General features: G+C 72.1%; 22 protein-coding genes. 17 read left to right on the top strand and 5 right to left on the bottom strand.

Going from position 1 to position 22,924, the window contains the following annotated elements; all coding sequences use genetic code 11:
* Window positions 1–17: 17 nt before the first annotated feature.
* The 9 genes from QM779_RS02650 to QM779_RS02610 all read left to right on the top strand — a co-directional run bounded on the left by QM779_RS02650 (window position 18) and on the right by QM779_RS02610 (window position 7,981).
* Window positions 18–1,295, top strand: coding sequence for an MFS transporter (locus QM779_RS02650; RefSeq protein ID WP_428531198.1), 1,278 nt, complete (start codon window positions 18–20; stop codon window positions 1,293–1,295).
* 100 nt (window positions 1,296–1,395) lie between these two features.
* The gene (locus tag QM779_RS02645) at window positions 1,396–1,758 is read left to right on the top strand and encodes a YidH family protein (RefSeq protein WP_428531195.1); all 363 of its coding nucleotides are present in this window, start codon (window positions 1,396–1,398) and stop codon (window positions 1,756–1,758) included.
* Complete coding sequence (locus tag QM779_RS02640; RefSeq protein WP_428531192.1) at window positions 1,755–2,084, top strand: DUF202 domain-containing protein; 330 nt, start codon at window positions 1,755–1,757, stop codon at window positions 2,082–2,084. Before QM779_RS02645 ends, QM779_RS02640 begins: the two co-directional genes overlap by 4 nt.
* A gap of 215 nt (window positions 2,085–2,299) precedes the next feature.
* Window positions 2,300–2,482 carry a hypothetical protein gene (locus tag QM779_RS02635; protein ID WP_428531189.1) on the top strand — a complete coding sequence of 61 codons (183 nt, stop codon included), beginning with the start codon at window positions 2,300–2,302 and terminating at the stop codon, window positions 2,480–2,482.
* A 32-nt stretch (window positions 2,483–2,514) separates the two neighbouring features.
* A complete protein-coding gene (locus QM779_RS02630) occupies window positions 2,515–3,336 on the top strand; it encodes a sulfite exporter TauE/SafE family protein (protein ID WP_428531186.1) in 822 nt (273 codons plus the stop codon).
* Window positions 3,337–3,414: 78 nt separating this feature from the next.
* On the top strand, window positions 3,415–4,911 hold the full coding sequence (locus QM779_RS02625) for a hypothetical protein (RefSeq protein WP_428531183.1): 1,497 nt from the start codon (window positions 3,415–3,417) through the stop codon (window positions 4,909–4,911).
* Window positions 4,912–4,984: 73 nt separating this feature from the next.
* Entirely contained in the window at window positions 4,985–5,533 is a 549-nt protein-coding gene (locus tag QM779_RS02620) for an NUDIX hydrolase (protein WP_428531180.1), read from the top strand.
* A gap of 142 nt (window positions 5,534–5,675) precedes the next feature.
* Window positions 5,676–6,440, top strand: coding sequence for an ABC transporter ATP-binding protein (locus tag QM779_RS02615; protein ID WP_428531177.1), 765 nt, complete (start codon window positions 5,676–5,678; stop codon window positions 6,438–6,440).
* Window positions 6,416–7,981: a hypothetical protein gene (locus tag QM779_RS02610; protein WP_428531174.1), complete on the top strand. Its 1,566-nt coding sequence runs from the start codon at window positions 6,416–6,418 to the stop codon at window positions 7,979–7,981. Before QM779_RS02615 ends, QM779_RS02610 begins: the two co-directional genes overlap by 25 nt.
* Before the next feature lie 12 nt (window positions 7,982–7,993).
* Here the strand turns inward: QM779_RS02610 and QM779_RS02605 are convergent, their stop codons facing one another.
* From QM779_RS02605 to QM779_RS02590, 4 genes are all read right to left on the bottom strand, one after another.
* A complete protein-coding gene (locus tag QM779_RS02605) occupies window positions 7,994–8,845 on the bottom strand; it encodes a sigma-70 family RNA polymerase sigma factor (RefSeq protein ID WP_428531171.1) in 852 nt (283 codons plus the stop codon).
* A gap of 154 nt (window positions 8,846–8,999) precedes the next feature.
* On the bottom strand, window positions 9,000–10,874 hold the full coding sequence (dnaG, locus tag QM779_RS02600) for a DNA primase (RefSeq protein ID WP_428531168.1): 1,875 nt from the start codon (window positions 10,872–10,874) through the stop codon (window positions 9,000–9,002).
* Window positions 10,875–10,883: 9 nt separating this feature from the next.
* The gene (locus QM779_RS02595; RefSeq protein WP_428531165.1) at window positions 10,884–12,044 is read right to left on the bottom strand and encodes an MFS transporter; all 1,161 of its coding nucleotides are present in this window, start codon (window positions 12,042–12,044) and stop codon (window positions 10,884–10,886) included.
* A 179-nt stretch (window positions 12,045–12,223) separates the two neighbouring features.
* Window positions 12,224–13,348, bottom strand: coding sequence for an HD domain-containing protein (locus tag QM779_RS02590; RefSeq protein WP_428531162.1), 1,125 nt, complete (start codon window positions 13,346–13,348; stop codon window positions 12,224–12,226).
* An 85-nt stretch (window positions 13,349–13,433) separates the two neighbouring features.
* Here QM779_RS02590 and QM779_RS02585 point away from each other — a divergent pair, with 85 nt between their 5' ends.
* The 7 genes from QM779_RS02585 (at window position 13,434) to QM779_RS02555 (ending at window position 21,123) form a co-directional block, all read left to right on the top strand.
* On the top strand, window positions 13,434–14,153 hold the full coding sequence (locus QM779_RS02585) for a hypothetical protein (RefSeq protein WP_428531159.1): 720 nt from the start codon (window positions 13,434–13,436) through the stop codon (window positions 14,151–14,153).
* A gap of 86 nt (window positions 14,154–14,239) precedes the next feature.
* Window positions 14,240–15,346, top strand: coding sequence for an ROK family transcriptional regulator (locus QM779_RS02580; RefSeq protein WP_428531156.1), 1,107 nt, complete (start codon window positions 14,240–14,242; stop codon window positions 15,344–15,346).
* A 41-nt stretch (window positions 15,347–15,387) separates the two neighbouring features.
* Entirely contained in the window at window positions 15,388–16,740 is a 1,353-nt protein-coding gene (locus tag QM779_RS02575) for an extracellular solute-binding protein (protein WP_428531153.1), read from the top strand.
* A 106-nt stretch (window positions 16,741–16,846) separates the two neighbouring features.
* Window positions 16,847–17,791 carry a carbohydrate ABC transporter permease gene (locus tag QM779_RS02570; protein WP_428531150.1) on the top strand — a complete coding sequence of 315 codons (945 nt, stop codon included), beginning with the start codon at window positions 16,847–16,849 and terminating at the stop codon, window positions 17,789–17,791.
* The gene (locus QM779_RS02565) at window positions 17,791–18,657 is read left to right on the top strand and encodes a carbohydrate ABC transporter permease (RefSeq protein WP_428531147.1); all 867 of its coding nucleotides are present in this window, start codon (window positions 17,791–17,793) and stop codon (window positions 18,655–18,657) included. The genes QM779_RS02570 and QM779_RS02565 overlap by 1 nt, the downstream gene beginning before the upstream one ends.
* A gap of 1 nt (window position 18,658) precedes the next feature.
* Entirely contained in the window at window positions 18,659–20,176 is a 1,518-nt protein-coding gene (locus tag QM779_RS02560) for a glycoside hydrolase family 3 protein (protein WP_428531144.1), read from the top strand.
* The gene (locus tag QM779_RS02555) at window positions 20,173–21,123 is read left to right on the top strand and encodes an ROK family protein (RefSeq protein ID WP_428531141.1); all 951 of its coding nucleotides are present in this window, start codon (window positions 20,173–20,175) and stop codon (window positions 21,121–21,123) included. The genes QM779_RS02560 and QM779_RS02555 overlap by 4 nt, the downstream gene beginning before the upstream one ends.
* 96 nt (window positions 21,124–21,219) lie before the next feature.
* On the opposite strand, the gene QM779_RS02550 is transcribed toward QM779_RS02555, so the two are convergent.
* Complete coding sequence (locus tag QM779_RS02550) at window positions 21,220–21,621, bottom strand: hypothetical protein (protein ID WP_428531138.1); 402 nt, start codon at window positions 21,619–21,621, stop codon at window positions 21,220–21,222.
* A 59-nt stretch (window positions 21,622–21,680) separates the two neighbouring features.
* Between QM779_RS02550 and QM779_RS02545 the strand changes: the two genes are divergently transcribed.
* Window positions 21,681–22,856 carry a phosphotransferase gene (locus QM779_RS02545; protein WP_428531135.1) on the top strand — a complete coding sequence of 392 codons (1,176 nt, stop codon included), beginning with the start codon at window positions 21,681–21,683 and terminating at the stop codon, window positions 22,854–22,856.
* Window positions 22,857–22,924 lie beyond the last annotated feature (68 nt).

Below are 22,924 nucleotides of genomic sequence, written 5' to 3'. Positions count from 1 at the left end.
AACTCCAGAATCGACCCATGACCGCAGCCGTCGACCGGATGACCCCCCTCCGAGCCGCCCCCGCGTGGGCCGGCCACGCGGCCGGCACCCCGACCTACCGGCGGATCGTCGTGGCGCTGATGGCGGGCGGGCTGGCCAACTTCTCGCTGATGTACTTCGTCCAGCCGCTCCTGCCAATGATGGCCGCCCACTACGGCGTGACGGCGGCCGAGTCCGCGCACGCGCTGTCGATCACGACGCTCACGATCATCCTCGGGCTCGCGGCCACCGGCCCGCTCGCGGATCGCGTGGGCAGGGTCGCCGTGATGCGCTGGTCCCTGCTGGCGTCCGGCGTGCTGGGCCTGCTCTCCGCCGTCGCGCCGACCTGGCCGGCCCTGCTCCTGCTCCGCGGACTGCTCGGGCTCACCCTGGCCGGCCTGCCCGGCGCCGCACTCGCCTACCTGCGCGAGGAGGTGGACGGCCCGTCCCACCCGCGCGCCAACGCCGCCTACATAGCCGGCACCGCCGTCGGCGGGGCGGCTGGACGGCTGCTGCCCGGCCCCCTGGCGGCGATCGGCGGCTGGCCCCTCGCTGCCGGGGTCGTGAGCCTGGTCACGCTCGCCGCGGGAATCCTGCTCCTCGTGCTGCTGCCGCCGTCGCGGGGCTTCCGCGCCCACCCGGTCGCGCTCCGCGAGACGCTGCTCGGCACCCTGCGGGCGCCCGCCGACCGCGTGGTGGCCCTCGTCTGCGCCGTCGGCTTCGCGGCCATGGGCGCGTTCGTCGGCGTGTACAACGCCGTCGCCTTCCGGCTGCAGGCCGCCCCATTCCTGCTCGGGGCGGCTGCGTCCCTCGTCTACCTCGCCTACCCGGTGGGTATCGCGGCGCCCGCCGTTGCCAGGGCGCTCGCTGCCCGGATCGGACGGGGTCGCTCGGTGACCGCGGGGGTCGCGCTCCTCGCCGTCAGCGTGGTCCTGATCTCGTTCCCCGCCCTCCCCGCGGTCGTGGCCGGGCTCGGCCTGATCACGTTCGCGTTCCTCGGCACGCACTCCCTCCTCAGCGGCTGGGTGGTCGACCGGGCCCAGCGCACCGGACGCGGCACCGCGCAGGCGTCCAGCGCATACCTCGGCACGTACTACCTGGGCAGCACGCTCGCGGGGGCGTTGGCGACATGGCTGTGGCAGACCGGCGGCTGGGTCGGTGTCGCCGTCCTCGGGCTGGGGTTGTGCGCGATCGCGGCCACCGCCGCCGTCGCGGCGACCCGCAGTGACCCGAGCCCGCAGCAGGTCGGCGAGGACGACGCGATCGCGTTGGCCTGAGCGGCTCCCGTTGCCGTCCGCTTCGGGCTAGCGTGGCCGCGGAAGTCCTCGTCCCGATCTCCGGCGCGTGCGCGGGCGGGCCGACCGGAGAAAGGCCCTGATGAGCACCTCACGCTTCCCGAAGTCGGTGTATGCGCGCGGAGTGGCGCCCGATGCGCGGTTCAGCCTCGCCAACGAGCGCACCTTTCTGGCGTGGATCAGCGTCGGGCTCGCGCTGATCTCGGTCGGCGTCGGCCTGGAGTCGCTCGCCCTGAACCTCCAGCCGGGTTTCCGGCTGGCCGCCTCCGTGCTGCTGGTCCTGGGCGGCATCGGCTGCCCGGTCCAGGCATGGTTCGGCTGGGCGCGGGTCGAGACCGCGCTGCGGGAGGGCCGGCCCATCCCCTTCACCCCGATGCTGGTGGGCCTCCCGGTCCTGCTCGCCGCGGCCGGCGTCCTCGTCCTGCTCGCGCTGCCCACCCGATGAGCACCGAGCCCGCCGGAGGGCGGCAGCCCGAGCGCACCGGCCTCGCGTGGTACCGCACAGCGATCGCGCTGCTCGGGCTCGGGCTGGCCGCACCCAGGCTCACCTGGTCGTTCCTCGACGCGTGGTCGTTGCTTCCCGCCGGCGTGGTCGTGGCGGGATCGTGCGCCCTGCTCGTCGCGAGCCGCCGCCGCTACCTTCGCGTCCACCGCAGCCTGCGGGACGACAGCGCCGTCCCGCTCCCCGACGGCCGGCTGCCTCTCCTCGCGTCCGGCCTCACCCTCGTCCTCGCCGTCCTCGCCGCCTGGGTCGTCCTCGCCGCGCCCTGACCGTCCACAAGAAGGTGGACGCGGCCCCGCCCACCACAAAGTGGACCCTTCTGCGGCGAACTCGCGACAAACCGTCCACCTAGACGCCGCGCGCAGCCCCGTCCACCACAACGTGGACGCCTCCGCCGCGAACTCGCGACAAACCGTCCACCTTGCGCGCGAACCCTCCATCACCAACCCCGGCGCCGACCCCGAGATCCCGGGTCAAGCCCGGGATGACAACACCCGCGCGCAGCCCCGTCCACCACAAAGTGGACGCCTCCGCCGCGAACTCACGACAGACCGTCCACCTAGACGCCGCGCGCAGCCCCGTCCACCACAAGGTGGACCCTTCTGCCGCGAACTCGCGACAAACCGTCCACCTTGTGGTGGACGGGGTCGACGAGGGGCTGGCCTAGAATCCCCGGGTCCCCCCACACGGAAGGCAGCCGTGGACGCGTCCGCACTCTTCCCCTCCGGCCTCGGCTGGGAGGCGGTCGCGCTGCTCGCCGTCGTGGCGCTCGCCGCCGGCTGGGTGGACGCGGTCGTCGGCGGCGGCGGGCTCCTCCAGCTCCCGGCGCTCCTGCTGATCCCCGGCATCCAGCCCGTCCAGGCGCTGGCCACCAACAAGCTCGCCTCGATCTGCGGCACCGCCACCAGCAGCGTCACCTACTACCGCCGCGTCCACCCCGACCTGCGCACCGCGCTGCCGATGGCCGGCGCCGCGCTCGTCGGGAGCTTCGGCGGTGCAGCCCTGGCCACCCTGCTGCCCGCCGCGGTCTTCAAGCCGGTCATCGTGCTGGCCCTGCTCGGGGTCGCCGCCTTCACGGCCGCCCGCCCCACCCTCGGCAGCGAGACCGACCTGCGCTTCTCCGGACGCCGCCACTACAGCAGCGCGATCCTGATCGGCGCGGGGATCGGCTGCTACGACGGCCTCCTCGGCCCGGGAACGGGCACCTTCCTCGTGATCGCGCTGGTCAGCGTCCTCGGCTACAACTTCCTCGAGGCGTCCGCGAAGGCCAAGATCGTCAACTTCGCCACCAACCTCGGCGCGCTGCTCCTGTTCGTGCCGCACGGCGCCGTCCACTGGGGGCTCGGCCTCGTGCTCGGCGCGGCCAACATGACCGGCGGCTACCTCGGCTCCCGCACGGCGATCGCCCGGGGCACCGGCTTCGTGCGGATCGCCTTCCTCGTCGTGGTCAGCGTGCTGATCGTCAAGCTCGGCTTCGACGTGTGGAACGAGGACCTCGCTGGCCTGTTCTCGGGGAACTGACCTCCAGGACCTTCGAGCAAACCCCGCCAACCCAATCAGCGCGGAGAAAAATGGTGTCCAGTCAGCAAGGAGGTGCGCGTGCCATCCGAACAACACCCCGCACGACCCGAGACCGCGCGAGCTATCTGGCAACACGCACCCACCACATACCTGGAGAGCGCAGACTCCACCGGTGCCGAATACCATCCACCGGGCGAGGGAGACGATCGATCGAGGACGCTGGCGGCCATCCGTGAGCATCAGCTCTTTCTCGAGATCGTCGCTGCACTGGCGATGGGGCGCACCGTGGTGATTCCTCAGCCGTTCGCACTGGACTCCTTATCGTTCCAGCGGGTGGCTCGCCGAGTGTGGAAGGCTCGAAATGACGTCAATGCGACCGTACCAACGCCGATTCGCCTTCATCTCAATCAGGCATCCAGCTTCAAGGAAGCAGTTTCCACGATGCTGGCCCGGACTGGTCCCAACGGATCCTTCTACAGTTCGGCATTCCCGGAGCTCAATCGAGGCGAGTGGCACCTCGACTGCAGCGGTGGCGCAGACGAAGTTCTGAGTCATCTGGATCCCGACGACGAACGGAAGTCATTACTGGAGCTGGTCCGTGACGAGTTCTCCACCACAGGCCCGAACCTCCGCGCTCGACCCGCACCAAGCCTCACGCTCGGCGAACTCCTGAATGCCGCGCTTCAGACGGCCCCACTCAGCTCAGAACCTCAACTCGTCGAGGCTATCCGCGATGCAGCCATCGCCCTCGGCCTTGGGGCCGGCGGGTTCAACGCTCGAAGCTACCTACGCCACGGCTCGCCTTGGCCAGGGGACAAGCGTGGGCGCTCGGCCAGGCAAATCGTCGGCGACGAGACCGTGCTTGCCGCAGTGACCGAGATGGTCGACACGCTCTACAACCGAGTTGTCGGCCATACAACGGGAGCAGTGTTCGGCAGCTTCACGACACCCATCAACCCTGTAGGGAAGGGCCTTCTTCAGCTGGGACTCTCCCAGGGCGCAGCGCTCGAGACGATCCCGGCCGTGGACCTCGACGACGGCACTGCGGCTGAGTTCAGCATCGAGACGATTGCAGCCCTGCGACCATCGCAAGTGGCCTCCTTCGTCGAGGCAATGAGTCGAGCTGAAGACCTCGACGTGGGCCTGCGAGCGCTCTTCAGAGCCCGAGACGATCGGACGGAAGGGAGTGAGTTCTGGCGCAGTTTGCAGGCGATAGCCGACGCGCGATCGGATGAAGAGCGAGCATCACGTCGGAGCGCGCACCTGGATCTCGTGGCCGACACGCTTGGGCGCGGCTACCACGTACGCGCCAGCGACCTGCGGCTGAACGTGGTGAGTCTGTCCTGTGTTGCGGTCGGGACTGGAGCCGGCGCGCTCATCAGCGCCGGGACGAATCCTGTGGGCGCTGCGGTCTGCGCAGCGATCTCGATCGGCGGAACGGCCGTCCCGCTGCTGGGGACGCTGGCGCGGCACCGGGTCGCCCACGCCATCAGTCACGACACGCGCCGGGCACTGGGCCATGTACTCCTGGATACGCACGCGTTCCCAGCTCGCCGTTCTCAGGACCACCGGTGAGAGACTGGGTGGAGCAGCTTGCGATTCGGTACATATCTGTAGTGTCACGACACATCCGCCTTCGAGGAGCAGCGTGAATCTCAACCGACGGATCCAGCGCCTGCGCGAGTCGATCGTCTTCCAGAACCGCTTCGCACGGCTCTACAACGATGATGTGAGGTGGCCGTCCGGCACTGAGGGCACATATCTGCGTCTGGGTTCCGGCGACGGACGTCCGGGCGTCGTTGCGGTGCCCGTGCATCAAGCGAAGCTGGGCCTGGTCCACGTCTACCGCTACCCCCTCGACAGTTGGCAGTGGGGGTTTCCGCGCGGCTTTGCACAGTCGGACGACATCCTCGAAACCGCAGCGAGGGAGCTCGCCGAAGAGATGGGGGTCCGCGGCCGACTCAGCTTCCTCGGCTGGTTCTCCCCCGACTCGGGGATCCAGACCGGCCGCGTCGGCGCGGTGCTGGCCGAGGTCGAGGATGCGGACGGAGTTCCGTCCGATACCGACGAGGTCAGCGAGGTCTGCTGGCTCAGCGTCGTAGAGCTGCTCGAGCGACTCGGCCGCGGTGAGTTCGACGACGGCATGACGATGAGCGCGCTCGCGCTAGCCGTGGCTCGTGGACGCGTGAGTCTGTGACGCTCCTCGCCCGCTGACGAGCGGCGAAGCTGTCCCAGTACGGGCGACAGCGGGCACCGGCCCGGCCCCGATAGGCTCGCGCCCGCAGCGGGCCGCCGCGGACGAGACACGTCCGGCGTCCGGTGCGGGTGGGGTTGCACACATGTCGACAGCGCTGGAGGCGCACGGGCTGGTCAAGGCCTTCGGTGACCTGCGCGCGGTGGACGGCATCGACCTCGCCATCCCGCGCGGGACCTTCTACGGCATCGCGGGCCCGAACGGCGCGGGCAAGTCCACGACGCTGCGCATGCTCACCGGCCTGCTGCGGCCGGACGAGGGCAACGCCGTGCTCGACGGCGTCCCCGTGTGGCCGGACCCGCTGCCGGCCAAGGCCAGGGTCGGCTTCGTCCCGGACAACCCCGTCCTCTTCGACCGGCTGACCGCGCCCGAGATGCTCGAGTACGCCGGGATGCTGCGCGGGATGGACCCCGACGTCGTCGCCACCCGGTCGGCGGAACTGCTGCGCGTCCTCGACCTGGCCGACGTGGGCGAAAAGCTGATCGCCGACTTCTCCCTCGGCATGATCAAGCGGATCGGACTCGCCGTCGCGCTGCTGCACAGCCCCCGCGTCCTCGTCCTCGACGAGCCCTTCGGCGCCCTCGACCCGGTCAACACGCAGGTGATGGAGGACATGCTCCAGCTCTACCGGCGCGGCGGCGGGACGGTCGTGTTCGCCAGCCACGTGATGGACGTCGTGCAGCGCCTGTGCGACCGGCTCGTCGTGATCGGCGGCGGCCGGGTGCTCGCCGAGGGCACTGTGGCGGAGGTCTCCGGCGGACGAAACCTGCAGGACGCCTTCGTCGACCTCGTCGGCGGCCGCGACCTCGAGGAGGGTGAGCTGTCGTGGCTCTCGTCCTCCTCCGGCTGAGGCTCGCGATCGCCCGCCGCTCCCGCGGGCACGGCAGCGGCGCCCAGCTCTACTTCGCCGCGTCCTGGGTGATCGGCGGCGTGGGCGGGCTGCTCGCCGGGCTCGGCAGCGCGGTGCTGGTGTCCGGGGACGGCGCCGGCGACCTGCTGCTGCTCGTCTCCTTCTTCTCGATCTTCCTGCCCTGGGTGATCGGGCCGATCGTCGAACCGACCCTCGCCGACGGCGTGGTCGACCCGCAGCGGCTCGAGCAGTTCCCCCTCACCGGCCGGCAGCAGGTGGGTGGGCTGCTCCTCGGCGCCCTCGCCTCCCCCACCGCCACCTTCACGTTCCTGTTCGCCGCCGGCGGCGTCGTCGCGGTCGGGGCGTCGTGGCCGGCGCGGCTGGCCTCGCTGGTGCTCGCGCTCGCCTTCACCGTGATGTGCGTCACGGTCTCGCGATCGGCCCAGGCCCTGCTGGCCGGTGCGATGCGGTCGCGCCGCGGCACCGACATCGCCGCGTTCGCTGCCAGCCTGCTGGTGCTGGCGGTGTACCTGTTCGCGCAACAGGCCCACTCCGCCACCGAGGCGCTGGGGACGCAGCCCGTGGACGGCCCGATCGGCACGTTGCTCGGCTGGACGCCGCCCGGCGCGGCGGCGCGGGCGATCCTGAGCGCGAGGGACGGCGACTGGCTCGACGCCCTGGCCCGCCTCGGCGTGGTGGCGGCCGTGACCGCCCTGGCGGTGCTGGCCTGGGCCTGGGTCCTCGGCGAGCGGGTGAACGGGACCACCGGAACCCCGCACGACCTGCGTCGCCGGCGCGGTCCGGTGACCCTGCCACTGACGCCCGCGATCCTGCGCGGCCTGCGCCCCGGGCCGACGACGGCGGCGGCGTCCCAGCAGCTGCGCTACTTCTTCCTCCGGTCCCCGCGGGCGATCCAGACCCTCGTGATCCCGCCGGTGATGGGCATCGTCGTCGCCCACACCAGCTTCGCCGTGTACGGCCTGCCGGCCCAGGCTGCCGCGTTCGCCGCGATGTCCGTCGTGGCCGGCAGCTTCAACCTGTTCGGCTACGACGGCCGGGGGTTCACCTACCTCGTCCTGGGCGGGGCGCCGCTGCACCGCGTCCTGCGCGGGAAGGCGCTGGCGCCGCTGGTGTACCTGCTCCCCCTGGTGGTGGGCTTCAGCATCGTCGAGGGTTCGCTGCAGGGGCAGGACGGGGCCGCGCAGCTCACCGCGATCCTCGCCGGAACCTGCGTCGTCGTGCTCGGGCTCGGGGTCGGCGCCGCCTCCAGCGTGCTGAACCCGAGCGACCAGTCCCGGGTGGGCCAGCGGCGCGGGTCGTTCTTCAAGGTCTTCGGGTGGTTCATGGGGTTCTTCGCCGTCGCGGGCGTGGGGGGCGGCGTGTGGTGGGCCATGCAGGGCTTCGCGGGGCCGGTGCCGACGGGGGTCATCATGCTGCTGGTCGCGGTCGCGGCCGGACGCGGCGCGCTCGGCTGGTCCGGACGCCGGCTGGACCGGGACCCGTACGAGGTGATGCGCAAGCTGGACCCCCGGACCGTCTGACCACGCGCCGCCTCACCCGGCGAGCGGGGCGTCGCAGTCGGGGTCGAACGCGGCGCGCAGCGGACGCAGGGACGCCATGGCCCGCTGCTCGAGGCGGCGCACCGTGCTCACGCTGATCCCCAGCAGCCCGGCCACGGCGGCCTGGTCGATCGGATCGCCGGTCACGAAGCCGAAGCGGAGCCGCAGGACCCGCTCCTGCTCGGGGTCGAGCCGGGCGAGCAGCCGGCGCAGTTGCGCGGCGTAGATCGCGGCGTCCGGGTCGGGCGGGTCCGGGTCGGCGAGCTGTGGTGGGTCCACCAGGGGGTCCAGCCCGACCGGCGCCCGGTACCGGACCAGCCGCCGCGTGTCGTCGACGCGCTGGCCGAGCTCGACCGCCAGCGCGGCGGTGTCGACGGTGCCCCCGCGCTCCTGGCCGAGCGCGTCCTCCAGCCCTCGGGCCCTCCGCATCCGCAACGCCCTCCCCGGCGGCAGCGCCAGTTCGCCGAACCGCGCGGACGCCACCTCCGCGAGGTGTTGGCGGACGCGGACCGTCGCCCAGGTGGAGAACCGGCCGCGCTCGACGTCGTAGCGGCGCAGCGCGTCGGCCAGCGCGACGAAGCCCTCCTGGAACAGCTCGTCCGGCGACAGCCCGCTGCGGCGCACCTCGCGTCCGGTCAGCTTCCAGACCAGGCGGACGTTGGCGAGCAGGAACTCCTGCCACGCCCGCTCACCCTCGGTGACGAGAGCCCGCAACTCGTCCGCGCTGGCCGGGACCGGCCGTTCGCCGGTCTCGAGCAGCCGTCGGGCCAGCAGCCCGGCCTCGATGGCCCGGGCGAGCGTCCGCTCCCTGTCCGGGCCGAGCAGTGTGGTGGACCTGGTGTGCATGGCACCACCCTGCGACCGCGACGTCCGGTTTCACCCGCCGGGGCCGCAACTGTGCAGCAACATTCGGACAACACCTGATTCCTGTGGACGCACTCACACCCCGCCCGCGGCACGATGGGGACGGTTCCTGCCGTGCCGCCCCCGGCCCGGACGATCAGACGGCGGGCCCGGTGGCCAGCGCCAGCAGCTCCTTGCGCTGCTTCTCCAGGTCCACCAGCTGGGCGAACATCCGGTTGTAGGCGGGTTGGTCGTCGAGCGGGTTCGTCCGCTGGAGCTTCGACTTCGCGTCCGCGATCTGCCGGGACAGCGCCTGGACGCGCAGCTGGGCGGAGTACTCGCGCGCGTAGGCCTCGGTCGGCTCCCGCAGGACGGGCTCGACGGCCAGCGAGATCACCAGCTGCTCCAGCACCGGGTCGGGGTGGGCCTGCAGGATCCGCTGGGTCCACCCGCCCGGGCCGTCGCCCGCGGCCAGCACGGCCTCGAACAGCGCCCGGTAGGCCGGGTGCAGGAAGTTGTCCGCGGCCAGTCCGTTCCACCCCTCGCCGAAGGTCTCGGGCGCGCGCACGATCAGCCGAAGCGTCCCCCGCTCGGCCTCCAGGCGCCGGTCCCGCGGGTCCGGCACCGGCAGGGACGGACGCGGCTCCGGCATCCCCGGCAACGCGTCGGTGTCGTCCGGTCCGGGCCGCCGCTGTTGCTGGTCGGGCCGGGCGCGCCGCTGCACGGTCACCTTGACCTCGCGCCGCACCTCCTCCGGGTCCATCCCCAGCAGCTGGGCCAGCTCACGCAGGTAGCCCGACACCAGGGACGCGTCCCGGATGCTGCTGACCAGCGGCGCCGCAGCGCGCAGCGCGGCCAGCCGGCCGTCCACCCTGTCGAGGTCGTAGCCGGAGACGACGTTGCGCATCACGAACCGGTACAGCGGCACCCGGCGGCCGACGAGCTCGCGCAGCGCGGCCTCGCCGTGCTGCATCCGCAGGTCGCAGGGGTCGAGACCGGTCGGCTCGACCGAGACGTAGGTCTGGGCGAGGAAGTTCTGGTCGCCCTTGAACACCTTCAGCGCGGCCGCCTGCCCCGCCGCGTCCCCGTCGAAGGTGAAGACCACCTCTCCCCCGGTGACGTCACCGGTGCCCAGCAGACGCTGCAGGAGCCGGGCGTGCTCGTCGCCGAACGCCGTGCCGCAGGACGCGACCGCCGTGTCGACACCGGAGAGGTGGCAGGCCATCACGTCGGTGTAGCCCTCGACGACCACGGCCTGGTTCTTGCGCGCGATGTTGCCCCGGGCCAGGTCGAGGCCGTACAGCACGTTCGACTTCTTGTAGACGATGGTCTCCGGGGTGTTCAGGTACTTGGCCGGCATCCGGTCGTCGTCGAAGATCTTCCTCGCCCCGAAGCCGAGCACCGAGCGGCCCGCGTCCCGGATCGGCCACAGCACCCGGCCCTGGAAGAAGTCCCAGCCGTTCTCCCTGACCAGGCCCGCCTTGACCAGCTCGTCGTCGGTGAAGCCCTTCGCCTTCAGGTGCGCGCCGAGCTCGCGCCCCCCGGTCGGGGCGTACCCGATCCCGAACTGCTCTGCGGCCGCCTTGTCGAAGCCGCGGCCGTCCAGGAACTGGCGGCCGGGAAGGCCGGTGCCGCTGACCAGCTGGCCGGCGTAGAACTCGGCGGCGAGCTGGTTGGCCTCCAACACGCGCAACCGCAGCCCGGGCTCCATCCGCTGGCCGCCACCGTCGGTGTAGCGCAGCTGGACGCCGACGCGGTCGGCCAGGAACTCGACGGCCTCGGCGAAGCTGACGTGGTTGATCTTCTGGACGAAGCTGATCACGTCGCCGCCCTCTCCGCAGCCGAAGCAGTGGAAGAAGCCGCGGGCCGGCGTGACGTGGAACGACGGCGTCTTCTCGTCGTGGAACGGGCACAGGCCGACCATCGACCCGCCGCCGCCGCGCCGGAGCGTGACGTAGGACCCGACGACGTCCTCGATCCTCGAGCGTTCCCGGACGGTCGCCAGGTCCTCTTCGTTGATCAGGCCGGCCACGCCGCGATTCTAGGACGTGCCGGCGACGCGCCGTGCCCTGCGCCGAAGCTGCAGCCCGGCCTGGAGCAGCGCGGCCCCGATGCACAGGCCGGCCATGGCCAGCGCGAAACCGGACGCCGACCGGTCGAGCGCGATGCCGACGAGCAGCGGGAACACCGCCGCGCCCAGCGACGAGGCGGCGGCCTGGAAGCCGACGACCGTGTCGGCCGCGGCCTCGGAGGTGCGTTCGGCCGTCGTGAGGGTGAGCAACGGATAGACCGGCGCGGCCGCCAGGCCGAACAGCCCGATCGCGATCGGCGCCGCCACCGGCCCGCCCAGCAGTCCCAGGCCCGCGGCGCCCAGCAGCCCGACCACCCCGCCGCCCATCACGAGCCACGGCCCCGTCCGCTCGGCGACCCATCCGAGCACCACCCTCCCGACGAATATGGCCACCCAGTAGCCGGACGCGATGGTCCCCGCCACGACGACGCTCACCCCCGCACTCTGGGTGAGGGCGGTGAACGCCCACAGCGCGACGCTCGACTCGATGCCGGTCTGGACGGCCACGGCGAGCAGGCCGAGGCCGACGTCCAGCGGGCGCGCACCCGCGAGCCCGCGGCCTGCGCCGCCCCCCGCGGAGGCTGGTCGATCGCCGGACGTCCAGCGGTGCCTGGTGAGCAGGAAGACCCCACAGAGCACGGCCTGGACGCCCGCGACGACGGCCCACGCCCACCGCCAACCCAGCCCGGCCTGGACGGTGGCGGTGACCAGCAGCGGGGACGCCGCCGCCCCCAGCACGTAGGACGCGTGCAGCAGGCTGATCCGGCGCGGGCCGAACCAGCGCGCCGCGTAGGCGTTGAGCGCGGCGTCGATCGCCCCGCCGGACAGTCCGGCGAGCACCGCGCTCGCCAGGAACTGCGCGAAACTGTGGCTGGTCGCCGCCACGACGAGCGACGCCGTCGACAGCAGTGTGCTCGCCGCCAGCAGCCGGCCCACACCGAACCGGGCCAGCAGGCGGCCGGTCAGGCTGGTGGCGACCAGCGTCGCCGCCACGCCGAAGGGAGGCACCAGGCCGGCGGCGCTGATCGGCTGGCCGAAGTCGATGCGCATGGTCGGCCAGGCCACGCCGAGCATGCTGTCGGGCAGGGCGATGCTGAAGAAGGCCAGGTAGGCCAACAGGACGAGGAACACGCGGAACTCCGAAGGGTCGAACGACGGGTCGAGGCCAAGCTGCCGACCGTCCTGGCCGTACCGCTGATCGGGTGGATCAGTTCCGTGGAGGAGCCGGCACGCGTCTGGTGGTCAGCGCGTGCCCGTTGCGCCGGGAATTCCCATGCGCACCACCCTAGCCCGCGGGTGCACGATGCCGGTCAGGCGCCGCGGCCGATCCCCCGCGGAAGGCGGTCGGGGTTCCAGCCGAGCAGGTCGACCGCCTGCGCGAAGGCGAAGCGGTCGGTCATGCCCGCCACGTAGGTCACGGCAGCCCGGACGCGGCCCTCCGCGCCCTGGTCCGCCGCGACGAAGTCGACGGGCAGGGCGAGCGGCTCCTGCGCGTAGTACTCCACGAGCCCCCGGAGGACGGCGCCGACGGCCTGCGCCTGGGCGACGGAGTCGGGCCGGGTGTAGATGGACGCGTAGTTGAACGCCCGGAGTGCGGCCAGCGCGGAGGCCGGTTCGGCGGCCATGCCCACCGATCCGGTCGCGGTCGCCGTGGCGATCACCGCGCGGACGAACGTGCCGAGCTGGGCGCGACGCGTCCGGCCCGCCACCTGGACGACCTCGTCGGGCAGGTCGGCCAGGTCGACGATGCCGGCGTCCGCGGCGTCCTCCAGGTCGTGCGCGCAGTAGGCGATCCGGTCCGCCCAGCTGACGATCTCGCCCTCGACCGTGGCGGGGGTCGGCCGCGACCAGGAGTGGTTGCGGATCCCGTCCAGCGTCTGCGCGCACAGGTTGAGCCCGGCCAGCACCACGTCGGCGCCCCACGGCCCGTGGTCGTAGCCGCCCGGGACGAACGCGTCGAACGCGTCCTCGCTGGCGTGGCCCCCGGGACCGTGCCCGCAGTCGTGGCCCAGCGCGATCGCCTCGGCCAGCGTGGCGTTGGCCCCGACCCCGCGGGCGATGGACGTGGCCACCTGCGCGACCTCGAGCGCATGGGTGAGCCGGGTGCGCTGGTGGTCGGTAGGGAAGACGACGACCTGGGTCTTGCCCGCCAGCCTCCGGAACGCCGTGGAGTGGACGATCCGGTCGCGGTCCCGCTCGAAACAGGTCCGCTCCGGGTCCGGCTCCTCCCGGATCTCCCTGTCGCCCGCCCCCACGGCGAGCGCCGCGCCGGGACGCAGGTGGCCGGCCTCCCACTCCTCCCGCTGCTCCCTGAGCACCGGTGACCCCGGCGCGAGCCCCGGACCCGGCTCGGCGTGCGCCCGGACCAGGTGGTCGTCGGGGTGGCCGGCCATCGTCTCGGCCCAGGCGACGGCGCGCGGCGGGAGTTCTGGCATGCCCCCATCCTGTCAGGCGCCACGCGCCGCGGGGGCCGTGAGTGGCACCGCCGATGGGTGTGGCCGCGGCGCTACCCTGTGTGGCATGTCCAACGAGCAGCAGGACGGGACGTCCTCGGCGCCGCAGCACCCGTCCGGCCACCCGCAGCAGGGTTACCCACAGCAGGGCCAGCAGCCACGGGCCTATCCGCAGCAGGCACCGTACGGCCAGCAGCAGGGCGCCTACGGCTACGGGCAGCCGCAGGCCCCGTACGGGTACCCCCCGCAGTCGTCGCACGGACACGGGCAGCAGGCCTACGGACAGCAGGCCTACGGGCAGCAGCCGCAGGCGAACCCGTACCAGGCCCCTTACGGCAGCCCGCAGGCCTACCCCGCGCAGCCGTACCCCGCGGCGAACGCGTTCGAGCCCACCCGGCCCGCGGATCGCAGCCCGATGCTCGGCATCATCGCCTTCGCCGTGCTCGCCGCGTGCGTGGTGGTCGGAAGCATCTGCGGCTTCCAGATCATGCAGGTGGCCGCCCAGTACATCGCCACGCTCTCCGGCGGGGGCACGCTCGACCAGGCCGCGCTCACCCGGGCGCTCGAGACCGTTCTCCTGAACAACTACCCCGTGCAGACGATGGCCCTCAACGTCACGGGGTGGGGAGGCTTCGCCGCCTGGATTGCGGGAATCGTCGCCACCGTCACCCGCCGCGGGCGACTGTGGGGCGTCCTGACCATCGTCCTCGGTGTGGTCACCCCGATCATCATCATCGCCGTCGCGTTCACTGCGATGGGTCCCTACCTCGAGGCGCTGGCGCGGTAGGACCCGTCGCGGGCGCTCGGTAACAGTTCGGTAAACCCGGTGGGAACCCCTTGACCCGAGTTGGTTAGTAAAGTTTACTAACCGACATGCAGTACCCGATCAGACGCACGCTGCGGCCCGAGGACGCCCGCCGCAGCAACCTCGCGCTGGTGCTGCAGGCCATCTACGACGACTCCCGTCTGTCCCGGGCCGACATCGCCAGGGCGACCGGCCTGACCAAGGTCACGGTCTCGGACCTGGTCGCAGAGCTCATGGCGGCCGGCCTCGTGCAGGAGTCGGGGACGAGCGGCAACCCCCGCCCCGGCAAGCCGTCCACCCTGCTGGCCTTCCACGCCTCGGCCCGCGACATCCTCGCGATGGACCTCTCCGCCCGCGACCAGTTCCGCGGTGCCGTGCTGAGCCTGCGCGGGGAGCCGATCGTGACCGTCGAGCGTCCCCTCGACGGAGCGGTCGGGGACGACGCCCTCGCCGCTGCGCGCGAGCTGGCCGCCGAGCTCCGGCGGGCCGCCACCCACCCGGTCCTCGGACTGGGCGTGGGCACCCCCGGCACCGTGAACACCTCCGGGACCGTGCTCGCGGCGCCCAACCTGCACTGGCACAACCTGGCGCTGCAGGACCTCCTCCACGACGACCTCGACCTCCCGGTCAGGGTCGAGAACGACGCGAACGTCGCCGTCCTCGCCGAGCGCCGGTTCGCCGGCGGGCCCGACGACCTGGTCCGCGTCCAGCTCTCCCGCGGCGTGGGCGCCGGCCTCCTGGTCGGCGGCCGCCTCGTCCACGGCGCGGCCAGCGACGCCGGCGAGATCGGCCACGTCGTGATCGACGAGACCGGCCCGGCGTGCAGCTGTGGCAAGACCGGCTGCCTGGAGACCTGGACGTCCGTGCCCGCGCTGACCGCCCGCATCCAGGCCGACCCCGACCACCGCGACGAACTGCTCGCCGAGGCCGGCCACCGGCTCGGCCTCGCCCTCGCCCCGGTCGTCGGGATGCTGGGCCTGCAACACATCGTCGTCGGCGGCCCCGCGCACGTGGCCGCCACGCCCCTGCTGGACGCCGCCCGCGACTGCATCGCGGAACGCACCCGCTCCGAATTCCGTCCCGAGCTCGAACTGGTCGCCAGCTCCCTCGGTGCGAACGCCGTCCTCCTCGGCTCAGCCGCCCTCGTGCTGCTGGGCGAACTGGGGGTCGGCTGACCATGACTCCTTCCGTCCCGTCCCAATCCGAAAGGAAGACAATGAAGAAGATGCTGTCGGTGGTCGCGTTGGCGGCCGCCTCAGCCCTGGCGCTGAGCGCGTGCTCCTCCGGCACGACCTCCAGCCCGACCGCGGCGGGCTCCGCCACGTCCGCGGCCCCGCAGAACATCACGCTGTGGCTGGCCGGTGGTGACACGCCGGACGCGTTGCGCGACTACCTCAAGACCACCTACAACGCCAAGACCGGGGGCACCCTCACGATCGAGGAGCAGTCCTGGGGCGACCTAGTCACCAAGCTGACCACCGCGCTCCCGGACGCGAACAACACCCCCGACGTCGTCGAGGTCGGCAACACGCAGTCGCCCACCTTCACCAACGTGGGCGCGTTCTCCGACATCTCGGACATGTACTCCGAGCTCGGCGGGGACAAGCTGCTCCCCTCGTTCGTCGAGGTCGGCAAGGTGGACGGCAAGAACTACACGCTGCCGTACTACTTCGGCTCCCGCTACATGTTCTACCGCAAGGACATCTGGAAGGCCGCCGGCGTCGAGGTGCCCACCACCCTGGACGCGTTCAACACCGCGGTGAAGACGATCACGGAGAAGAACCCGAAGAACATCAAGGACTTCTCCGGCTTCTTCCTCGGCGGCCAGGACTGGCGCAACGGCATCTCCTGGATCTTCGCCAACGGCGGTGACCTCGCCAAGGTCGACAACGGCACCTGGACCAGCACCCTGTCCGACCCGAACAGCATCAAGGGCCTGACCCAGCTCCAGGAGCTCTACCAGAGCGCGTCCCACGCCCCGAAGACCATGACCGACCAGTCGGTGTACCTGTACCTGAACAACTCCGACGTGCTCACCGGCGCCGACAGCTCCAAGACCAAGACCAGCCTCTCCGCCGCCACCGTGATGGCTCCGGGCTGGGCGCACTGGTCGATCGGCGACCTGGTCAAGAAGGACGGCAAGGAGGTCCGGGAGTGGAACGACGACACCTTCGGCGTCTTCGCCCTCCCCGGCAACGACGGCAAGCCGGCCCCGGTCTTCGCCGGCGGCTCCAACATCGGCATCTCGGCCGCGTCCAAGAACCAGGAGGGCTCGCGTGAGCTCCTGAAGATCATCTTCAGCGCCGAGTACCAGCAGATGCTGGGCAAGAACGGCCTCGGCCCGGCGAACTCCGACTACACCTCGAGCCTCGGCGACGACCAGTTCGCGAAGGCGCTGATCGAGTCAGCGTCCAACTCCAAGCTCACCCCGGCGGCCCCGGGCTGGGCGACGGTCGAGGCGTCCGGCAAGCTGGAGGAGTTCTTCCAGAAGGTCGCCGAGGGTGGGGACGTCACCGCGCTCGCCAAGGAGTACGACGACATCCTGACCCCGATGTTGAACGGTAAGTAACCAACCCCGGTGGCAGGGTTCCGCGTCGTTCGGGGACGCGGGACCCTGCCACTGCCCTGATCAGGGTCGTCTCCCTTCTCGCACCACCACCTGAGAGGCTTGTCCGATGACAGCGATCTCCCACACCGGGCCGACGACGCAGGCGCCGGCGCCGCCCCCGCGTCGGCGCCGCACCCCGATCGCGCCCTACCTGCTGCTCGTCCCGACGATCGCCGTGCTGCTGCTCGCGCTGGGCTACCCGCTGGTGTGGCAGTTCTGGACATCGACGCAGAAGTTCGGCCTCGCCCAGCAGTTCGGCCGGCCGCCGGAGTTCGTCGGCCTGGCCAACTACACCACGCTCTTCACCGACCCGCAGACCTGGGCCGTCGTGGGACGCTCGATCGCGTTCTGCCTCGTCAACGCCGCCGTCACCGTCGTCGTCGGCGTCCTCGTCGCGCTCCTGATGAACGCCGTCGGCACGGTGACGCGGCTGATCCTCCAGGTCGCGATGCTGCTCGCCTGGGCGATGCCGGTGATCGCCTCGATGACCGTGTGGATCTGGCTGTTCGACTGGCACCGCGGCGTCGTCAACTGGCTGCTCACCCAGCTGGGCCTCGACTTCACCAACCACAACTGGCTGGAACAGCCGCTCAGCTTCTACTTCGTCGCGACCGTGATCGTGGTGTGGATGTCGGTGCCGTTCGTGGCGTTCTCCGTCTACGCGGGTCTGACCCGAATCTCCGAGGAGGTCATGGAGGCCGCGGCGCTCGACGGCGCCTCTCCCGCCCAGCGGTTCTTCTCGATCACGATGCCGATGATCCGTCCCGTCCTGATGATCGTCGCCCTGCTCCAGGTGATCTGGGACCTGCGCGTGTTCGCCCAGATCAAGATGCTCCAGGACGCGGGTGCGCCGACCTCGTCGACCGACCTGCTCGGCACCTACATCTACCGGCTGGGCGTCGGCTCGTCCGACTTCGGCATGGCCAGCGCGCTGTCGATCTTCGTGCTCGTGCTCACCGTCGCGCTCAGCTTCTTCTACGTCATGCACCTCATGAAGGAGGAGGACGCCTGATGGCCACCACCACCGTCCCGACCCACCGCCGCCGGTTCCGTCCCGGGCGCGCCCTGGCGACCGTCGTCGCCGTGCTCGTCGCCCTGGCGTGGGCGTTCCCCGTCTACTGGATGCTGAACTCCTCGCTGCTGCCGAACACGGTGCTCACCTCCACCACGCCGCGCTTCCTGCCCTTCGGCGGCTCTCTCGACAACTTCACCGCCGTGTTCGCGCAGGGCACGTTCTGGCCCGCGCTCGGGATGAGCCTCGCGATCACCCTGACCACGGTCGTCTTCTGCCTGCTGTTCGCATTCCTGGCCGCGCTGGCGATCAGCCGGTTCCGCTTCCGCGGTCGCGCGTCGTTCGTGCTGGCCGTGCTGTTCATCCAGATGCTGCCCGCGGAGGGCCTGTTCATCGCCCAGTACAAGCTGATGAGCTCGCTGAACCTGCTGAACACGGTGCTCGGCGTCTCGATCCTCTACGTCGCCGCCGTCGTGCCGTTCACGATCTGGATGCTGCGGGGCTTCGTCGCCGGCGTCCCGATCGAACTCGAGGAGGCCGCGATGGTCGACGGCCTGAGCCGCACCCAGGCGTTCTTCCGGATCACGTTCCCGCTGCTCGCGCCCGGCCTGGTCGCGTCCGGGGTGTACGCGTTCCTGCAGGCGTGGAACGAGTTCACCGTCGCGCTGGTGATCCTCCAGAAGGAGGAGTTCCGGACGCTGCCCCTGTGGCTGCGCGGCTTCGTCCAGTCCAGCGCCAGCCGGGCGACCGACTGGGGGCAGGTGATGGCCGCGTCCACGCTGGTCGCGGTGCCGGTGATCATCTTCTTCCTGATCGTGCAGGGCCGGCTCACCTCGGGGCTCGTCGCCGGCGCGGTGAAGGGCTGAGATGGACGACGAGACGCTCCGCCGGGCCGTCAACGCCACGCTGATGCCCGGCTTCGAGGGCCCCGACCTGCCCGGGTGGCTGGCCGCGGAACTGGCCGAAGGCCTCGGCTCGGTGTGCCTGTTCAGCACGAACATCGTCGACGCCGGCCAGGTCCGTGCCCTCACCGACGCGATCCACGCCGCGAACCCGGCCGCGCTGGTCGCCACCGACGAGGAGGGCGGCGACGTGACCCGCCTGCACCACGCCGCCGGGTCGCCCTACCCGTCCATGGCCTCCCTCGGCCACCTGGACGACGAGGACATGACCGAGCGGGTCGGGTTCGGGATCGGCGCGGAGTTGCTCGCTGCGGGGATCGACCTCAACCTCGCCCCCGACGCCGACGTGAACTCCAACCCCCGCAATCCGGTGATCGGCGTGCGCAGCTTCGGCGCGGATGCCGGGCTGGTCGGACGGCACGTCGCCGCGTACACCCGTGGCCTGCAGGCCGCCGGCACGGCGGCCTGCGCCAAGCACTTCCCCGGCCACGGGGACACGGCCACCGACTCGCACCTCGCCCTGCCCACGATCACGGTGGACGCGGCCACCCTCGCTGCGCGCGAGCTGGTGCCGTTCCGCGCCGCCGTCGAGGCGGGGACGCTCGCGGTGATGACCTCGCACATCCTCGTCCCCTCGATCGACCCGGACCTGCCGGCCACCCTGTCGGCGCCGGTCCTGGCCTTGCTGAGGGAGGACCTCGGCTTCACCGGCGCGATCGTCAGCGACGCCCTCGACATGGCCGGTGCCAGCGGCGGCGGCCGAGGAATACCGGAGGCCGCCGTGCTCGCGCTGGCCGCCGGCTGCGACCTGCTCTGCATCGGCACGGACAACACCGCCGAGCAGCTGGCGGAGATCCGCGCGCACGTCCTGGCGGCCGTCGCCGAGGGCCGGCTGCCCCAAACGCGCCTGCTCGACGCCGCCGAACGGGTGGCGGCACTGTCTGCTGCGGTCGCGGCCCTTCGTGACGCTCCGGGCTCGTTCCTCACCCGGAGCTCCTCAGGGACCGTGAAGCCCCAGGATCCGCGAGGGGAAGCGCGTCACGAAGGGCCGCCGCCACTGTCCGCGTCCGGGTTCTGGCTGCGTGGTCCCGTCGCCCCGCTGACCGCCCCGGTGTTCCTCCGCCTGGCCTCCACGGCGAACATCGCCGCGGGCGACACGGTCTGGGGCGTGGCCGAGCACCTCGCCGACGAACTGGCCGACCGGCTGCCCGGCTCCACGTGCGCGGACGCCGCCGACCTGGCCGGGCTGGCCTCCGTCCTGGACGCCTCCGCGGGCCGTCCGCTGGTGGTGCAGGGCCGCGATCTGGCCCGGGTGCCGTTCCTGGTCGATGCGACCGCTATGGTGCTCCAGCGGCGTCCTGACGCGCTGGTGGTGGAGCTGGGGTGGCCCGAGCTGCCGGGCGCGATCGACATCGCCACCTACGGCAGCGGCAGGGGCGCTGCGACCTGCCTGATCAGACTTCTCGCGGAGGGATCGAGATGACCCGCTTGCCGGTGCGCGGACCAGTCCTCGGCATCGACATCGGCGGCACCAAGACACACGGGATCCTCCTCGACGAGGCGCGCCACACCCTCGCCGAGACCGTGGTGCCGACGTCTCACGGCACCCACGGGGTGGTCGCGTCCGCGCTCGCGGTCGCCGACGGCTGCCTGCGCTCCGCCGGCCTGGACCGGGCGGGCCTGACCGGCGTCGGCGTCGGCATCCCCGGGCAGGTCGACCCGGATGCGGGCGTCGTCCGGACGGCGGTGAACCTCGGCATCGAGCGCCTCGACCTCGGCGCGCTGCTCGCCGCCGAACTGGGCGTCCCGGTCGCGGTCGACAACGACGTGAAGGCCGCGGCGCGCGGCGCCGCCGCCCACCTGGGCGTGGCCGACCTCACCTACCTGAACGTCGGGACCGGCGTCGCCGCGGCCACCCTCGTCGGGGGACGGCTGCTGCGCGGGAGCGGGAACCTCGCCGGAGAGATCGGGCACATCCCGGTGGACCCGTCGGCCGACCGCTGCGCCTGCGGCCAGCGCGGCTGCCTCGAGGTTCTGGTCGGGGGCGGGCGCATCGCCGCCCGGCTGGCTCCCTTCTCCGCCCGCTTCGCCCTGCCGACGCTGCTCGCCGCCGCCGACGCCGGGGACGCCGATGCACGCATCGAGGTCGACCGGATCAGCAGCGGGATGGCGACGGCGATCCAGCTCGTGGTGCTCACGCAGGGGTCCCCGCTGGTCGCGCTCGGTGGGGGCGTCGTCCACACGGCCGAAGGACTCGTCGAGCGGGTGCGCCGGGTACTGGCCGGCCGCGCGAGCGAGTCGCCGTTCCTGGCCTCTCTGGCCCTGCCCGACCGGCTCGCCGCGCTGCCATCCGACCTCCCGCTCGCCGCCCTCGGCGCCGCGTTGGTCGGCCGTTCCGGTCTGGCCGACGTCGCGCTCAGCACTCCCTGACAGGTCGGTCGCACCCCTGTCGTCCCGGCGCGGGCCGGTGGCGGACCCTCGACGGAACCCCCGTCAGTAATCCTCCGCGAGCGGATGAGAGGACTCTCACCGCCCTCTCCTCGGCACCTCACCCGCCCTTGGTGGAGTGGTGGACATCGACAGACCGCCAGAGAGGAACTCCGAGATGATGTTCAACCGCTCCACCACAGCCTGGGCCCTCACCGGCGCCCTGGGCCTCGCCGTCCTGGGCGGCACGACCGTCGCGTTCGCCGAGACCGCGACGCCGACGCCCCCCGCGAGCAGTGGCACCGCCCCGGCGACGCCGTCCGGGACCGGGTCGGCCACGGCCGGCAGCACGGCACCGTCCACCCCCACGGAACCCAGGGTGACCGCCAACACCGCACCCAGCGCCACCACCGCGCCCACGCCTGCGACGGCGACCAGCCCCGTCACGGCCACCACGCCCAACACCCCGAACACCCCGAACACCCCGAACTCGCCGAACACGCCGAACTCGCCGGCGTCCGCACCGAGTGCGCCGACCGCGGGTTCGGCAGACTGAGGGGATGACCAGCCTTGAGCAGGCGGCGGCCCTGCTGCGTTCTGAGGACGCAGCAGGGCTGCTGTTCGCTGCTCTCACCGGCGCCGCCGACCCCGTCCCGCCGGGGTTCTCGGTCCGCCTGACGAACTGGCAGTACCGGCCGGGAGCGGAGGCCACCGCCGGCTACGAAGCCACGTATGCCGTCAGCGACGGCACCGTCACCGAGCACCTCTTCGTGACCACAGCGACGGTCGGCCCACCCGCGGTGAGGGCGAGCAGGGACGGCCTCAGCTTCGCCGTGTGGAGACACCCCGGCGATCCGCTGCTGCCCGGTCTGGCCCCCGCCTGTTCGCCGGAGGAGGTTATGCGCTGGCTCGACGTCCACCCCCGAGAGTTCGGCCTCGCCCTGCTCGGCTACCGACCCCTGCGCCGGGCTGTGCTCCGGGCGACCGCCGACGGGACGACCACGTACCTGAAGGTGCTCCGTCCCGACCGGGCCGACGCACTCGCCCTCCGCCAGCACCTGGTCGCCGGGGCGGGCCTGACCCCACCGCTGCGTTCGCGACCGCGTCCCGGCGTCCTGGTCACCGACGCGGCCCCGGGCCGCTCGCTCGCCGCGGCGCTGGCCGATCCCTCCCGTCCCGCACTGCCCACGCCCGCGGAGATCGTCGACCTGCTCGACGCCCTGCCGTCGGGGCTCGCCGCCCTGCCTCGGCGTCCGGCGTGGTCCGAGCGGCTCGACTTCCACGCGGCCACCGCCGCCGAACGGCTGCCGGACGAGGCGGGGCGGATCGCGACCATCGCCGGCCGGATCGGACGTGTGGTCGCGACCGCACCGGTCGGGCCGGTGGGGCCCACCCACGGCGACCTGCACGAGGCGAACCTCTTCGTCGACAGCGGGAGGCTCGGCCTGATCGACCTGGACGCAGCCGGCCCCGGCCTGCGGGAGGACGATCTGGGCTGCCTGCTCGGGCACCTGGCCGTCCTGCCCGGGCTCTCCCCCGCCCACTACGGCCTCGTGCCCTCCCTGCTGGAGCAGTGGACGGGGCACTTCGAGAGCCTCGTGGACCCGGACGCGCTGCGTGCGCGGACGGCGGCGGTCATCCTCAGCCTGGTCGCGGGCGGGGACGGGGACCAGGCCGAACACCGGCTCGGGCTGGCCGAGGCGTGGGCGGGTGGGCCGACCCCGGACGGCGGATGAGAGAACCCTCATCCGGCAGTGCTGGTCCCGGGCCGGACCGTCGGCCTAGCCTGAACGGAACAGACGTG

Origin of the sequence: Propionicimonas sp. (genome assembly GCF_049840635.1) — a bacterium.
GTDB lineage: Bacteria > Actinomycetota > Actinomycetes > Propionibacteriales > Propionibacteriaceae > Propionicimonas.
This window is presented reverse-complemented; position numbering and strand designations above follow the sequence as displayed.